General features: G+C 68.4%; 15 protein-coding genes. 11 read left to right on the plus strand and 4 right to left on the minus strand.

Annotated elements, in window-relative coordinates; genetic code table 11:
- The first annotated feature begins 163 nt into the window (after positions 1-163).
- Positions 164-2,089: a GDSL-type esterase/lipase family protein gene (locus JF543_RS07845; protein ID WP_347401123.1), complete on the plus strand. Its 1,926-nt coding sequence runs from the start codon at positions 164-166 to the stop codon at positions 2,087-2,089.
- A gap of 3 nt (positions 2,090-2,092) precedes the next feature.
- On the opposite strand, the gene JF543_RS07850 is transcribed toward JF543_RS07845, so the two are convergent.
- Positions 2,093-3,403: a UDP-glucose dehydrogenase family protein gene (locus JF543_RS07850; protein ID WP_206823612.1), complete on the minus strand. Its 1,311-nt coding sequence runs from the start codon at positions 3,401-3,403 to the stop codon at positions 2,093-2,095.
- Positions 3,404-3,775: 372 nt separating this feature from the next.
- Between JF543_RS07850 and JF543_RS07855 the strand changes: the two genes are divergently transcribed.
- The 5 genes from JF543_RS07855 to JF543_RS07875 all read left to right on the plus strand — a co-directional run bounded on the left by JF543_RS07855 (position 3,776) and on the right by JF543_RS07875 (position 9,179).
- The gene (locus tag JF543_RS07855; protein WP_206823613.1) at positions 3,776-6,049 is read left to right on the plus strand and encodes a polyribonucleotide nucleotidyltransferase; all 2,274 of its coding nucleotides are present in this window, start codon (positions 3,776-3,778) and stop codon (positions 6,047-6,049) included.
- A gap of 225 nt (positions 6,050-6,274) precedes the next feature.
- On the plus strand, positions 6,275-7,300 hold the full coding sequence (locus JF543_RS07860) for an aldo/keto reductase (RefSeq protein ID WP_179411104.1): 1,026 nt from the start codon (positions 6,275-6,277) through the stop codon (positions 7,298-7,300).
- Between the two features lie 46 nt (positions 7,301-7,346).
- Positions 7,347-7,949 (plus strand): histidine phosphatase family protein, encoded by a 603-nt coding sequence (locus JF543_RS07865; RefSeq protein ID WP_179411103.1) that lies wholly within the window; start codon positions 7,347-7,349, stop codon positions 7,947-7,949.
- Between the two features lie 43 nt (positions 7,950-7,992).
- Positions 7,993-8,739: a 4-hydroxy-tetrahydrodipicolinate reductase gene (gene dapB / locus JF543_RS07870; protein WP_179411102.1), complete on the plus strand. Its 747-nt coding sequence runs from the start codon at positions 7,993-7,995 to the stop codon at positions 8,737-8,739.
- Positions 8,736-9,179: a hypothetical protein gene (locus JF543_RS07875; protein ID WP_179411101.1), complete on the plus strand. Its 444-nt coding sequence runs from the start codon at positions 8,736-8,738 to the stop codon at positions 9,177-9,179. Before dapB ends, JF543_RS07875 begins: the two co-directional genes overlap by 4 nt.
- A gap of 20 nt (positions 9,180-9,199) precedes the next feature.
- Here the strand turns inward: JF543_RS07875 and JF543_RS07880 are convergent, their stop codons facing one another.
- The 3 genes from JF543_RS07880 to JF543_RS07890 all read right to left on the minus strand — a co-directional run bounded on the left by JF543_RS07880 (position 9,200) and on the right by JF543_RS07890 (position 10,588).
- Complete coding sequence (locus tag JF543_RS07880; protein ID WP_179411100.1) at positions 9,200-9,625, minus strand: OsmC family protein; 426 nt, start codon at positions 9,623-9,625, stop codon at positions 9,200-9,202.
- 85 nt (positions 9,626-9,710) lie between these two features.
- Positions 9,711-10,163, minus strand: coding sequence for a DUF4395 domain-containing protein (locus JF543_RS07885; RefSeq protein ID WP_206823614.1), 453 nt, complete (start codon positions 10,161-10,163; stop codon positions 9,711-9,713).
- Entirely contained in the window at positions 10,163-10,588 is a 426-nt protein-coding gene (locus JF543_RS07890) for a thioredoxin domain-containing protein (protein ID WP_179411099.1), read from the minus strand. The genes JF543_RS07885 and JF543_RS07890 overlap by 1 nt, the downstream gene beginning before the upstream one ends.
- Positions 10,589-10,680: 92 nt before the next feature.
- On the opposite strand from JF543_RS07890, the gene JF543_RS07895 reads away from it, so the two are divergent.
- Genes JF543_RS07895 through JF543_RS07915 form a run of 5 tightly spaced genes read left to right on the plus strand, consistent with a single transcriptional unit; the run spans position 10,681 to position 15,505 of the window.
- Entirely contained in the window at positions 10,681-11,487 is an 807-nt protein-coding gene (locus JF543_RS07895) for a thymidylate synthase (RefSeq protein ID WP_179411098.1), read from the plus strand.
- Positions 11,484-11,978: a dihydrofolate reductase gene (locus JF543_RS07900; RefSeq protein ID WP_206823615.1), complete on the plus strand. Its 495-nt coding sequence runs from the start codon at positions 11,484-11,486 to the stop codon at positions 11,976-11,978. The genes JF543_RS07895 and JF543_RS07900 overlap by 4 nt, the downstream gene beginning before the upstream one ends.
- Positions 11,978-12,739, plus strand: coding sequence for an SDR family NAD(P)-dependent oxidoreductase (locus JF543_RS07905; protein ID WP_206823618.1), 762 nt, complete (start codon positions 11,978-11,980; stop codon positions 12,737-12,739). Before JF543_RS07900 ends, JF543_RS07905 begins: the two co-directional genes overlap by 1 nt.
- A gap of 51 nt (positions 12,740-12,790) precedes the next feature.
- Positions 12,791-13,768, plus strand: coding sequence for a 4-hydroxy-tetrahydrodipicolinate synthase (dapA, locus tag JF543_RS07910; RefSeq protein WP_179411095.1), 978 nt, complete (start codon positions 12,791-12,793; stop codon positions 13,766-13,768).
- Positions 13,769-13,828: 60 nt separating this feature from the next.
- The gene (locus tag JF543_RS07915; protein WP_179411094.1) at positions 13,829-15,505 is read left to right on the plus strand and encodes a ribonuclease J; all 1,677 of its coding nucleotides are present in this window, start codon (positions 13,829-13,831) and stop codon (positions 15,503-15,505) included.
- Positions 15,506-15,522: the final 17 nt, after the last annotated feature.

Here is a 15,522-nt window from a genome sequence, read left to right on the forward strand (position 1 = left end):
ATGGTCAGGTCTCTTGACTGCCGCGTCCAGACCGTTGCGGAACGACCACGTGCCCCTGCGGTGACCGCCGATCCAACATCCGGTCAACATCCGGTGCATCCGCTCGTTTCCGGCGTGCGCGACACGCTGCGCGCGCCATCCTGATCTCGTGAGAGTCGCGATCGTGACGGAGTCCTTCCTGCCGCACATGAACGGAGTCACCGGATCTGTGCTGCAGATCCTGACGCACCTCGAGCGAAACGGCCACGAGGCGCAGGTGCTGGCACCGGCAGCAGCAGGCATGCCGGCTGCCGCGCACGGTGCGCCCGTGCACGCGCTTCCGAGCCTGCCCCTGCCGGGGTATCGTGACGTGCGCGTGGCCACGGCCTCGGGCCACCGGGTCGAGAACGCGTTGCGGCGCTTCCGACCCGACGTCATCCACCTCGCATCCCCATTCGCGCTCGGCTGGCATGGCGCGCTCGCCGCAGACCGCCTCGGAATCGGGGCCGTGGCGGCATATCAGACCGACATCTCGGCCTACACGCAGCGGTACGGCGTTCCCCTGACCACCGGCGCGGCCGTCGCGCGGATCGCGCGACTGCACCGTCGCGCGACGCTGAACCTCGCACCCTCTGAGGAGTCCGCGCGCCAGCTGCAGTCCTGGGGCGTGGACCGCGTGCGACGCTGGGGCCGGGGAGTGGATGCCGAGAGGTTCCACCCTGCACGGCGTAGCCCCGCCCTGCGCGCCGAATGGGGTGCGGACGTCGCGATCGGCTACGTCGGGCGTCTCGCCCCGGAGAAACAGGTCGAGGACCTCGCCGTGCTGCAGGATATCCCCGGCACCCGATTGATCATCATCGGAGACGGCCCCAGTCGAGGGCGCCTGCAGGCACTGATGCCGAACGCGTTGTTCCTCGGGCATCTGAGCGGCGAAGCGCTCGCGGCGGCGATGGCCTCCCTCGACGTCTTCGTGCACCCCGGCGAGAGCGAGACCTTCGGACAGACGCTGCAGGAGGCGCACGCCAGCGGCGTCCCCGTCGTCGCAACCGGCCGCGGCGGTCCACTCGATCTGGTGCGTCCTGGGATCGACGGATGGCTGTACACACCCGGCGACGTGAACGACCTGCGTTCCCGCGTCGGCGCGCTCGTCGCGGATGCAGGACGGCGCCGTGCCTACGGGGCGGCCGGCCACGACGCGGTCCAGTCACGAAGCTGGGCGAGTGTGTGCGATACGTTGATCGGCTACTTCGACGAGGCACGGTCACTCCGCCGGATCGATGCTGCCTCTCGGGTGCGCCGCTCGATCCGCCCGGAGCCATCGGCGCCGCCTGCCCGGCACCGCCCCCGGCGCTACGTCGCCCTGGGTGACTCGCTCACCGAGGGGCTGTGCGACCCCGCCCCGGACGGCACGCTCCGCGGGTGGGCCGATCGGCTCGCCCTGCTGCTGGCGGGTTCAGGAGAACTGCGTTACGCGAACCTCGCGGTCCGTTCCCGACGTGTCAGAGACGTCTGCGGACCTCAGCTCGATCGCGCTGTCGAACTCCGACCCGACCTGGTGTCGATCCTCATCGGCGCGAACGACCTCGTCGGCGCCCGCCCCGACACCGTCGCGCTCGCCGCGGAGGTCGAGAGGGCAGTGCGGCGTCTGCGTGAGACCGGTGCCGACGTGCTCCTGGTCACCCCGTTCCTGCCGCGCCGGTGGGCCGCCTCGATCTTCGCGCATCGATTCGCTCAGTTCTCCAGCGAACTCGCCCGGGTGGCGGAGCGTACCGGTGCCGTGCTGTTGGACTCCGACCTGCACCCGTCGCTGCCTGAGCGGCCGAACTGGGGAGACGACCTGGTGCATCTGAGCAGTCGCGGCCATCGGTTCCTGGCCTATCGAGCCGGCGAACTGCTCGGGGTTCCCTTTGCGGATGAGCTGGGAGCGCTCGACGCCGTCCTGCATGCCGATGAGGTACTCAGTCGCGGACTCTGGTGGCGTCGGCACGCACTGCCGTGGCTGTGGCGTCGCATGCGCGGTCGCACCGCCGGCGACGGCCTTGTCGCTAAGCACTCGGGGTACGTGCGGGTGGGACGGTCAGCCGTCTCGCACGATGTCCACAGCCGCTGACGTTCAGCGGCGCCCCATGCCGTAGTACGTCCACCCGGCGTCCCGCCACGCGGCCGCATCGAGGCAGTTGCGGCCGTCGACGATGATCCGACCCGTCACCAATTCTGCGGCGTGCTGGGGTGACATCTCGCGCCGGTACTCGTCCCATTCGGTCACCACGACGACGGCGTCAGCATCGCGAAGCGCCTCGTCGCGTTCCACCCGGTAGTTCAGCTGCGGGTGCGCGGTAGCGGCGTTGTCGAGCGCGGCGGGGTCGGTGACGACGACATCCGCTCCCAGCCCCCGCAGCCGCACAGCGACGTCGAGAGCGGGGGAGTCGCGGATGTCGTCGCTGAAGGGCTTGAACGCGGCGCCGAGCACGGCGATGCGCCGACCCACCACCTGGCCGTCGAGCGCGTCGACCACCAGCTGCACGGCGCGGTCGCGGCGCCGCAGGTTGATCGCGTCGACCTCGCGCAGGAATCCGACGGCCGAGCCGCGCCCCAGCTCCTCGGCCCGAGCGGCGAAGGCGCGGATGTCCTTGGGCAGGCAACCGCCGCCGAATCCGATGCCCGACCCCAGATAGCGGCGCCCGATGCGGGTGTCGTGTCCGAGAGCATCCGCGAGCAGGGTCACATCCGCACCTGAGGCCTCGGCGATCTCGGCCATCGCGTTGATGAACGAGATCTTCGTCGCGAGGAAGGCATTCGCGGCGCCCTTCACGAGTTCTGCCGTGGCGAGATCGGTGACGAGAAAGGGCGTACCTGCCTCCGTCGAGGCCCGGTACACGTCGCGGAGCAGGTCGACGGCGCGTCGCCCCGCAGGGTCGTCGGCCGCGCCGACCACGATGCGATCCGGCGTGATCGTGTCGTGCACCGCCCACCCCTCGCGCAGGAACTCAGGATTCCACACGACCGTCGCGCCGGTGCCCGAGACGCGTTCTGCGACACGGGCGGCCGTCCCGACCGGCACGGTGGACTTGCCCGCCAGAACACTGCCGGGACGCAGATGCGGCAGCAGTGCGTCTACCGCGGCGTCGACGTAGCGCAGATCCGCGGCATCCGCGTTCGGCGCCTGCGGGGTCCCGACGGCGAGGAAGTGCACGGCGGCATCAGCGGAATCCGTCATCGACGTGCTGAAGCGCAGGCGTCCCGCCTCCAGGCCGGCCCGCAGCAGCTCCGTCAGCTGCGGTTCGTAGAACGGTGCGACTCCTGCGCTGAGCGTTTCGACGCGCTCGCGGTCGACGTCGATGCCGATGACGTCGTGTCCGAGCGACGCCATCGCCGCCGCGTGCACAGCACCCAAGTACCCACAACCGATTACCGACATGCGCATCAGGCCACCACAGCGGACAGCCTTCTCCGATCCGCGTCCGTCAGGTGAACGCGTCATGGCCGATGCATGTCAGGACGGTGGGGCAGGGGCGGTTTGTGCGAGCGACGCGGGCGGGGAAGGCCTGCGCTGATAGGATCATTGCGGTCGCCTTCTGTCGACCGCACAATCGAACATCGATTCACGGAGCGATCGGCGCAGAAGCTGGTCCCCTGTGGTGGGTTCCTCGGCACGCCGAGTGATCGTCCACTGGTGGCCAGCGCACAGGCGAGATTCGCGGGATGCCCGCGCGCCTGTATCCGCCCGCATCCGCTTCTTCGCGAGAACTCGCGCGCCACACGGGCGTGCGAGCCTAAACAAAGAAGGAGAGACCTCTTGGAAGGTCCTGAAATCACTGCTGCTGAAGCCGTTCTCGACAACGGCCGCTTCGGCACCCGCACCGTCCGCTTCGAGACCGGCCGCCTCGCACAGCAGGCCCAGGGGTCGGTCGCGGCCTACCTCGACGACGAGACCATGCTCCTGTCGGCCACCAGCGCGGGCAAGCACCCGCGCGAGGGCTTCGACTTCTTCCCTCTGACGGTCGACGTCGAGGAGCGCTCGTACGCCGCCGGAAAGATCCCGGGCTCGTTCTTCCGCCGCGAGGGTCGCCCCTCGACCGAGGCGATCCTTGTCTGCCGTCTGATTGACCGTCCGCTGCGCCCGTCGTTCGTCGACGGTCTGCGCAACGAGGTCCAGATCGTCATCACCGTGCTCTCGATCGCGCCCGGTGAGTACTACGACGCGCTGGCCATCAACGCGGCCTCCGCATCCACCCAGATCTCGGGCCTGCCGTTCTCGGGTCCGATCGCCGGTGTGCGCCTCGCGTTCATCCCCGGCGAGGGTGAGCACGCCGACCAGTGGGTCGCGTTCCCCAACGCCGAGCAGGTCAACCAGGCCGTCTTCGACCTCGTTGTCGCGGGCCGCGTCGTCACCAAGGCCGACGGCACCGAGGACGTCGCGATCATGATGGTCGAGGCCGAGGCCACCGAGAACAGCTGGAACCTGATCAAGGCCGGCGCCACCAAGCCCAGCGAGGACATCGTCGCGCAGGGCCTCGAGGCTGCCAAGCCGTTCCTGACCCAGCTTGTGAAGGCTCAGCAGGAGATGGCCGCGACCGCGTCGAAGGAGCCCGGCGTCTACCCGGTCTTCCCCGCGTACAGCGACGAGGTCTACGACTTCGTCTCGTCGCGCGCCTTCGCCGAGCTCAGCGACGTCTACCAGATCGCCGACAAGCTCGAGCGTCAGAACGCTGACGACGTGGTCAAGGACCGCGTCAAGGCCGAGCTGATCGCCGCAGTCGAGGCGGGCGAGCTGCCCGCCGGTGCCCCGCTGGAGTTCTCGGCGGCGTACAAGTCCGTCACCAAGAAGATCGTCCGCGGACGCATCCTCTCCGAGAACATCCGCATGGATGGTCGCGGTCTCGCCGACATCCGCCCGCTCGACGCCGAGGTGCAGGTCATCCCGCGCGTGCACGGATCGGCGATCTTCCAGCGTGGCGAGACTCAGATCATGGGTGTCACCACGCTGAACATGCTCAAGATGGAGCAGCAGATCGACTCGCTGTCGCCCACCACGAGCAAGCGCTACATGCACCACTACAACTTCCCGCCCTACTCGACCGGTGAGACCGGCCGTGTCGGGTCGCCGAAGCGTCGCGAGATCGGGCACGGCTTCCTCGCCGAGCGCGCACTCGTGCCGGTGCTGCCCAGCCGCGAGGAGTTCCCCTACGCGATCCGTCAGGTCTCCGAGGCACTCGGTTCCAACGGTTCGACGTCGATGGGCTCGGTGTGCGCCTCGACCCTGTCGCTGCTGAACGCCGGTGTGCCGCTGCGCGCGGCCGTCGCCGGTATCGCGATGGGTCTGGTCACCGACGAGGTCGACGGTGAGACCCGCTACGCGGCGCTCACCGACATCCTCGGTGCCGAGGACGCGCTGGGCGACATGGACTTCAAGGTCGCCGGTACCAGCGAGTTCATCACCGCGATCCAGCTCGACACCAAGCTCGACGGCATCCCCTCGTCGGTTCTCGCCGGCGCGCTGACGCAGGCGCGCGACGCGCGTCTGACGATCCTCGGCGTGCTCAACGCCGCCATCGACGTCCCCGACGAGATGGCGCCGACGGCTCCGCGCGTGATCAGCGTGCAGATCCCCGTCGACAAGATCGGTGAGCTGATCGGCCCGAAGGGCAAGACGATCAACGCGATCCAGGACGAGACCGGCGCGCAGATCTCCATCGAGGAGGACGGCACCGTCTACATCGGCGCGACCGACGGCCCGTCGGCCGAGGCTGCCCGCGCCCAGGTCAACGCGATCGCCAACCCCACCAACCCGGAGGTCGGCGAGCAGTTCCTCGGCACCGTCGTGAAGATCGCCTCGTTCGGCGCCTTCATCTCGCTGCTGCCCGGCAAGGACGGCCTGCTGCACGTCACCGAGGTGCGCAAGCTCGCCGGTGGCAAGCGCGTCGAGAACGTCGACGACGTGCTCTCGGTCGGCCAGAAGCTGCTGGTGCGTATCACCAAGATCGACGACCGCGGCAAGCTGTCGCTGGAGCCGGTGCTGGAAGAGGCCGCCGCCGACGGCGAAGCCGCAGCGGAGACCGCCGAGGCGTGATCCCACGGATGCCGGGTCACCGGCATCCGACTTCTGACAGCGACCCGGTGCCCGTGAGCGATCACGGGCACCGGGTCGCTGTCGTATCCGATGTGATCGGATCGTTACGCAAAGATCGGACGCCGGACCGTCGCAGAGCGCGTCCGCTGTCGTCTACTCCCTTACGCTCGAGGTACGCACCGGGGGGTGTGGTGGACCGGATCGAAGATCCGCGGGGGTGAGACCATGAGGCTGTTCGGTGTAGGCACCGCTGAACCCCAGGAGCGCGCAGAGACCGCGTCCTCGGAGCATCCGTCGGCACCGATTCCCATCGTCGGCCCGGGAGTTGGAGAGGGCATCCGCGTCCCGCTCGGCGAGTCCGAGCTCACGGTGTTCCCGCTCATGCTCGGCGCCGCCGAGTTCGGGTGGAACGTCGACCTGTCGACCAGTCACGGAATCCTCGACCGCTACGTCGAGTTCGGCGGCAACGCCATCCACACCGCGGACGGCTTCTCGGCGGGACGCAGCGAGCACATCGTCGGTCAGTGGCTCCGGGCGCGCGGACAGCGGGAACGGGTCGTGCTGGCAGCCCGCGTCGGATCGCACCCGGACAACCCCGGTCTCGGATCGGTGAACCTCGTCCGTGCCGTGGAGGCATCGCTGACGCGCCTGGGCACCGATCGCATCGACGTGCTGTACCTCGATGCGAGTCTCGACGCCACGACGCATCTTGAAGACACTCTCGCCACGGTCGAGTGGTTGCGTGAGGCCGGCAAGATCAACGCGGTCGGCAGTTTCGACTTCACGCCGGAGCGGCTTGTCGAGGCACGCATCCTGGCGTCCGCGGGGTATCCGCGCATCGAGGTGCTCGATGAGCCCTACAATCTCGTGCGGCGCACCGGCTTCGAAGGCGACCTTCGTTTGGTCGCGGCCGCGCAGGGACTCGCCGTGACGCCCTCACACGCGCTTGAGCACGGCTTCCTCTCCGGCCAGCACCGCAGCCGGTCGCGGGTGTCGGGCGTGCGTGGCGAACAGATGCGGGCGCACCTCAATCGCCGGGGCATCCGCGTGCTGCGCGTGCTCGACCGCATCGCCGATGAGACCTCGGTGCCGGTTGCGGCGGTGTCCATCGCCTGGCTGCTCGCGCAACGCACCATCGTCGCACCCATCGTGAACACCTTCTCGCCTCAGCAGATCGAAGAGCTCATGCAGGGGGCAGGAATCACCTTGGTGCGGTCGCAGCTTGCCGAACTCGCCCACGCGAGCGACTGACTATGCTGGAAGCTCCCTCCAGAGCGGGGGATGGAGTGAGCAGGCAGTGACGCATTACATATATCTGGTAAGACACGGTGAGCATCAGGACGCCGAACACGGCGTAGACGACGGACCCCTCTCTCCGAGAGGACAACGACAGGCCGAGCTCATCGCGGACCGCCTCTCCGGACTCCCGCTCGACGCGATCTGGCATTCGCCGCTCCTGCGGGCCGCCGAGACCGCCCGCAGCGTCGCCGAACGTCTTCCGTCGGTCGACCCCCAACCGTCGGCATTGCTGTTCGACTGCGTGCCGAGCGGGATGGAAGAGGAGACACCGGCCGCGTACGAGTCGTTCTTCGGGTCGGTCAGCGACGCTGAGATCGAGGCGGGCTCCGCGCAGATGGCGGATGCCGTCGGCGAGTTCCTGCGACGCCGCAACGGTGAGGTACACGAGGTGCTCATCACACACAACTTCGTGATCGCCTGGTTCGTACGCGAGGTGCTCGGTGCTCCCGACTGGCGGTGGATGACACTCAACCAGGCGCATGCCGGGCTGACCGTCATCGCACAGAAGCAGGGGCGCCCCTGGACTCTGCTGAGCCACAACGACCTCGGTCACCTGCCGATGGAGCTGCGCACCGGCCTGCCCGACGCGCCGCTGGTCTGACACGCGGGGCGTCACCCCTCTGCGGCGAATCTAGACTGGGTGCATGACCACTCAGGTTGCCCTCGTCGGCGGTACAGGCAGGCTCGGACGCATCATCAACGAGGTGATCGACGGACTCGACGGCTTCGAGGTGCGCAACGTGCTCGGCTCGACCAGCGAGATGAGCGAACTCGACGGTGCTGATCTCGTGGTCGACGCGTCCACACCCGCCGTCAGCGTCGATGTCGTGCGTGGCGCCATCGATCGCGGCATCAACGTGCTGGTGGGCACCTCCGGCTGGTCGCAGGAGCGCATCGCGCTGGTGCGACCGCTGGTGGCGGCCTCCGGAACGGGAATCCTCTTCATTCCCAACTTCTCGCTCGGCTCGGCGCTCGGCTCGGCACTCGCGGCGGCAGCCGCCCCGTTCTTCGCCTCGGCCGAGATCATCGAAGCGCACCATGACCGCAAGATCGACTCACCCAGCGGCACGGCCGTGCGCACCGCTGAGCTGATGGCGGATGCCCGCGAGGCGCAGGGGCCGTTCCAGGCGCCTCATGTCGATCAGCGTGCGCGGGGACAACAGGTCGCCGGCGTCCCGGTGCACTCGCTGCGACGTCCCGGTGTGATCGCACGTCAGGAGACGATCCTGTCGGGCGCGGGGGAGTCGTTGTCGATCGTGCACGACACGGTGGACTCTGCGGCGGCGTACGCCCCTGGCATCCGACTGGCGGTGCCGTTCGCGCGCGACGTGCGCGGGATCGTCGTCGGTCTCGAGAACGTCATCGACATCGGCGTCGGGCCGCGTTCATGACCTCGCGCGTCGGCGTCAGCGTCATGGGTGGCGCGCTGCTGCTGTACATCTTGGCGACCGTGTGGCTCGCGGTGATGTTCTTCGCCGTCGGTACGCCGGTCGCCATTGGAATGGGCATCGCCCTGATCGTGCTCGCACCGATCGGGGCGTGGGCGCTGATCCGCGAACTGCTCTTCGGCTTCGCTGCCGATCGACTCGGGCGCACGCTTGACGCCGAGGGCGGCATGCCCGAGGCACCCGACGAGCTCATGCCGAGCGGACGGCTACGGCGCGAGGACGTCGAACCCCTGGTCGCGCAGTACTCCGAGGCGGTCGACGCCGCACCGCAGGATTGGCGCCGGCATTACCGCCTGGGCGTCGTCTTCGACGCTGCGGGGCAACGCAAAGACGCCAGGGCGAGCATCCGTGAGGCCATCCGGCTCTCACGGGCCCGCGCCTGACGTCTCAGACGGGCCGGATCTCAGGCCAGGCTGGCCTCGAGAGTGATCTCGATGCCGGCGAGTGCCTGCGACACCGGGCATCCGGCCTTGGCGTCATCGGCGATCTCCTGGAACCGCTCCGGCGTGATGCCCGGCACGGTCGCGTTGACGTTGAGGTGGCTGCCGGTGATGCCGGTGCCCGGCTTGAAGGTCACCGAGGCCGATGTGTTCACCCGCTCGGGCGGGGTGCCGTTCTGCGCCAGCATGTTCGAGAAGGCCATGCTGAAGCACGAGGCGTGTGCCGCGGCGATCAGCTCTTCGGGCGTCGTGGTGGTGTCCGAGCCCTCGGACCGTGCCTTCCAGTCGATCGGGAACGTGCCGAGATTGGACGACGAGAACGCGACTGTGCCCGACCCCTCGATGAGGGAACCGGTCCAGGTGGTGGTGGCTTCGCTGGTGATGGGCATGGTTCCTCCGCAGGTCGCATCTCGCGATCGCCGGGTGTCGGCGTCGTCCCGCCAGCCTACTCAGCCGAGAGGAACGTCGATACGGTTACGCCGCGCTGCGGCCGAACAGCCCCGCGCGCCGCAGAAGAAGGTACATCTGGCATCCGAGGCAGTAGCCGAACGCGGCGTTCAGGAACGCCGCGAAGAAGGCGGCGGCCGCGGCGATCGGCAGGGCCCACGGCACGCCCAGCGCGTGCAGCGCGAGACCGATGCCCACCACGACGAGTCCGACACCCTGCGCGAAGCGCGGCGGGCGGGGATCTTCCAGTTCCGTCGGCGGCGCGAGTCGAGGCCGCACGAGAACGCGGAACAGCACGCTCCACGGGTGGGTCCGCGGCGAGACCACGCCCCACACGAAGAGCACCGCGATGGCGATGAGAAGCGCGAATGCGGCATCCGCGCCGGTGAGTCCGAGCAGCACCGCGAGCAGCAGCAGCAGCGAAGTGATGGATGCCGCGAACCGCGGACCACGGGGATCTATGCCGACCTGGGTGTTCATCATGCCTCCTGCAGCATGGACAGATCGCCCAGCGCGTTCTCGATGTCGGAGCGGTGCGGGACGCCGTTGAACCGGGCCCGCACGGTGCCATCGCCATCCACGACCAGCAGGGTCGGGGTCTGCAGCACCCGGTACTTCGTTGCCAGGTCGGTGCGGTGGGTCAGGTCGATGTCGACGTGCTCGACCCCGTCGAGTCCGTCGGCCACGCCGCCGAGCATCCGGCGCACCTGCGGGCAGCGCGCGCACATCTCGGTGCTGAACTGCACGAGTGTGGCGCGGGCGCCGAGAACGCCGGCATCCGCGGCATCCACCCGCTCGCCGTGGGCGTCGCGACGGCGACCGTCGCGGGCGCGCCACACCAGGCCGGCGGCGACGGCGGTCGCGACGAGGGCGACGATCACGATCAGGGCGGAGGAGAGGGGCACGCGACGAGGGTACGTCCCGAAGGTGGGAATCGGGCCGGATGTGACGCCGGATGACGGCGACGGATGCCGGAGCGAAAGGTATCGTTGCAGTCATGAGTGCTGTCCCCACGCCGTACGAAGATCTGCTCCGCGACGTGCTCGAGAACGGCACGCACAAGGACGACCGCACCGGTACCGGCACGACGAGCGTCTTCGGACGTCAGATTCGTTTCGACCTGTCGCAGGGCTTTCCGCTGATCACTACCAAGCGCGTGCACTTCAAGTCCATCGCGTACGAACTGCTGTGGTTCCTGCGGGGTGACTCGAACGTGCGGTGGCTGCAGCAGAACGGCGTGACGATCTGGGACGAGTGGGCGGATGCCGACGGAGATCTCGGCCCGGTCTACGGCGTGCAATGGCGGTCGTGGCCGACGCCGGACGGCGGCAGCATCGACCAGCTCTCGCAGGTGATCGAGCAGATCAAGGCGTCGCCCGATTCGAGGCGCCTGATCGTATCGGCCTGGAACCCGGCCGATATCCCCGATATGGCGCTCGCCCCCTGCCACGCACTGTTCCAGTTCTACGTGGCCGACGGCAAGCTCTCGTGCCAGTTGTACCAGCGCAGCGCCGACCTTTTCCTCGGGGTGCCGTTCAACATCGCCTCCTATGCGCTGCTGACGCTGATGGTCGCGCAGCAGACCGGCCTGCAGCCCGGTGACTTCGTCTGGACCGGCGGCGACTGTCACATCTACGACAACCACGTCGACCAGGTGCGCGAGCAGCTCAGCCGCGATGCCTACCCGTATCCGACGTTGCGGATCACCCGCACGCCGGCGTCGATCCTCGAATACGTCTATGAGGACTTCTCGGTTGACGACTACCAGCACCACTCGGCGATCCGGGCGGCGGTGGCCGTATGAGCGCCGCTACCGTCGTTCCCTGGGTGGGGCTGATCTGGGCCGAGGCGAACGGGGGAGTCATCGGTGCCGCGGGTGGTATGCCCTGGCACGTGCCCGAGGATCTTGCGCACTTCAAGCGCACGACCCTCGGCGACCCGGTCGTCATGGGACGCAAGACGTGGGACTCACTTCCCGAGCGCTTCCGGCCGCTGCCCGGCCGCGAGAACGTCGTCATCACCCGCCAGCAGGGATGGAGCGCAGAAGGCGCCCGCCGGGCGGCCACCGTGCACGACGCGTTGCGCGGCCTCGAACGCGCATGGGTCATCGGTGGGTCCGAGATCTTTCGCCAGCTGATCGGGCAGGCCGATCGGCTGGAGGTCACGGAACTCGACCTCGACGTCGACGGCGATGCGTTCGCGCCCGCGCGCACCGGCTGGCGTCTGATCGACGAGGGGGAGTGGCAGACGTCGAGCACCGGCATCCGCTATCGCTTCCTGGGGTACGAGCGCTGATGCCCACCGCACTCATCACCGGCGCCAGCGCGGGACTCGGCGCGGAGTTCGCCCGTCAACTGGCCGCCAGGCGCGCCGACCTCGTGCTCGTCGCCCGCAGCACCGAGGCGCTCGAGAGCCTGGCGGAGCAGCTGCGCGATGACCACGGCGTCGCCGTCGAGGTGATCACCGCCGACCTGGCGAGTGAGGACGACATCACTCGCGTCGCCGACCGCATCGCGGATGCCGTGCAGCCGATCGATCTGTTGATCAACAACGCGGGGTTCGGGCTGCCGCTGCAGTTCGCCGACAACGACATCGACGACGAGGTGCGTCACCTGCGCGTGCACGTGGAAGCCTCGATGCGGCTGATGCACGCGGCCATCCGCGCGATGCGCGGCCGCGGCGGACGCATCATCAACGTCTCCTCGGTCGCCGGCTTCATCTCGCGGTCCACCTACTCGGCCTGCAAGTCATGGCTGATCGGCTTCAGCCGGTGGGCGAATGCCGAGTATGCGCGTGACGGCGTCACGGTGACCGCAGTGTGCCCCGGCTTCACACACACGACATTCCACGAGCGGATGGGGCTGGCCCCGGGGCACGAGGGGATCCCGTCGATCCTGTGGCTCAACGCCTCCGACGTCGTCCGCGAGGCGCTGCGCGACGCGGCACGGGGCACGGCGGTGTCGATCCCGTCCTGGCGGTACAAGGCGATCGTCGCTCTCACCAAGGTGCTGCCGCCGTCGCTCACATCGGGCGTGGCGCGCCGAGGCCGGGTGTGACGGGCATCCGACGGGTGCCGAGCACGACCTGCGAAACGCTACGCTGAGAGGATGACGCACACCGACAATCCCTTCGGACAGGTTCTTGTCGCGCTGGTCACACCGATGACCGCCGACGGCGAGGTCGACTGGCCCGCCGTCGAGAAGCACATGGACCGTGTGATCTCCGACGGGGCCGACGGCATCGTCGTCACCGGCACCACCGGTGAGACCTCGACTCTCACCGACCCCGAGAAGATCCGTCTCGTCGAGGTCGGCAAGGACGTCTCCGCGGGCCGCGCCAAGATCATCACCGGCGGTGGGTCGAACGAGACCGCGCACGCCATCGAGCTGTACCGCGCCAGCGAGAAGGCCGGCGCCGACGGCATCATGATCGTCACCCCGTACTACAACAAGCCGACACAGGCGGGCATCCTGACGCACTTCCGTCTCGTCGCCGACGCCACCGACCTGCCGGTGATCCTCTACGACATCCCGGGCCGCACCGGCGTGCCGATCAAGTACGAGACCATCCTTCGACTGGCTAAGCACCCCAACATCCTCGCCGTCAAGGACGCCAAGGGCGACTTCTCCGAGGTGAGCCGTGTGCTCAACCAGACCGACCTGATGTACTTCTCCGGCGACGACGCGAACGTCCTCCCGCACCTGGCGATCGGTGCGACCGGGCTGATCGGCGTCACGGCGAACATCACCTCGGCCCCCTACCGCACCATCGTCGACGCGGTCAACCGTGGCGACCTCGCCACGGCGACGGCCGAGCACCGCCGCCTGGAGCCCCTCGTGCGCGCCACCATGACGCACGTGCCCGGAACCGTCTCGGCCAAGTACATCCTGCACGGGCTCGGCCGCATCGGCAGCCCGCGCGTGCGTCTGCCTCTGGTGGGCCCGGAGGAGTGGGAAGCCGCCATCATCGAGGACGAGCTCGCGCTGGTGAAGGACGTACCGGGCGCCGACTTCTCGAACTTCCGCCCCGACCGCAACGCTGCGGCCGGCGGCGCGCTGCCCAAGGTGCCAGGCACCACACGATGAGCGCTGCCATGCGCTGACACGTCAAGACCGGACACGAGGTGTCCGACGGAGGAGACATCCATGTCCATTCCCCTCGCCGATCCCGAACCGCTCGCACAGGGCACGCTCCGCGTCACCCCGCTGGGCGGCCTGGGCGAAGTCGGCCGCAACATGACCACGTTCGAGTTCGACGGCAAGATCCTGATCGTCGACTGTGGTGTGCTCTTCCCCGAGGAGCACCAGCCGGGTGTCGACCTGATCCTGCCCGACTTCGAGCCCATCAAGGACCGCCTCGATGACATCGTCGGCGTCGTGCTGACGCACGGCCACGAAGACCACATCGGTGCGGTGCCGTACCTGCTGCGCCTGAAGCCCGACATCCCCCTGATCGGATCGGGACTGACCCTCGCACTGGTCGAGGCCAAGCTCAAGGAGCATCGCATCAAGCCCTTCACCCTCACGGTGAAGGAGGGGCAGCACGAGAAGGTGGGCCCGTTCGACCTCGAGTTCATCGCGGTCAACCACTCGATCCCGGATGCCCTCGCCGTCGCGATCCGCACACCGGCCGGTCTGGTGCTGGCCACCGGTGACTTCAAGATGGACCAGCTGCCGCTGGACGGCCGCATCACCGACCTGCGCGCTTTCGCGCGGCTCGGCGAAGAGGGAGTCGACCTGTTCCTGGTCGATTCGACCAACGCCGACGTGCCCGGCTTCACGCCCACCGAACGCTCGATCGGGCCCGTGCTCGACCAGGTGATCGGCAAGGCGCCGCGCCGGGTCATCGTGGCCAGCTTCTCGAGCCACGTGCACCGTGTGCAGCAGGTCATCGACGCCGCCCACGCGCACGGCCGGCGGGTGGCGTTCCTCGGCCGCAGCATGGTGCGCAACATGACCATCGCCGAGCAGCTCGGGTATCTGCAGGTGCCCAAGGGGCTCCTGATCGACTACAAGAAGGCGCGCGACCTGCCCGAGGACCAGATCGTCTACATGTCGACCGGTTCGCAGGGTGAGCCGATGGCCGTGCTCAGTCGGATGGCGAACCTCGACCACGCGATCGAGCCCGGCGAGGGCGACACCGTCATCCTCGCGTCGAGTCTCATCCCCGGCAACGAGAACGCGGTCTACCGGGTCATCGACGGCCTGACCAAGCTTGGCGCGAACGTCGTTCACAAGGCCAACGCCAAGGTGCACGTCTCAGGTCACGCGGCGGCCGGCGAGCTGATCTACTGCTACAACATCCTGCGTCCGAAGAACGTCCTCCCGGTGCACGGCGAGTATCGCCACCTCATCGCCAACGCCAAGCTGGCGCAAGACACCGGCATCCCCGAGGAGCGCACGATCATCGCCGGGAACGGGACGATCATCGACCTGCGCGATGGTGAGGCACGCGTCGCGGGCCAGCTCGACATCGGCTTCGTCTACGTCGACGGATCGACCGTCGGCGGCATCACGGATGCCGACCTCAAGGACCGCCGCATCCTCGGTGAGGAGGGCTTCGTCTCGGTCATCGTCGTGGTCGACTCCTCGACCGGTCGGATCATCTCGGGGCCCGAGATCCACGCCCGCGGTGTCGCGGAGGACGACGCGGTGTTCGACGACATCACGCCGAAGATCGTGGCGGCGCTGAAGGAGGCCGCCGGCAACGGCGTGCGCGACAACCACGCGCTGTCGCAGATCATCCGACGTACGATCGGTCGCTGGGTGAACCAGAAGCTGCGTCGTCGTCCGATGATCGTTCCGCTGGTGATCGAGGCTTGACGACCCCGCGGAAACCG

Origin of the sequence: Microbacterium esteraromaticum (assembly GCF_017303215.1) — a bacterium.
Lineage (GTDB): Bacteria > Actinomycetota > Actinomycetes > Actinomycetales > Microbacteriaceae > Microbacterium > Microbacterium esteraromaticum_C.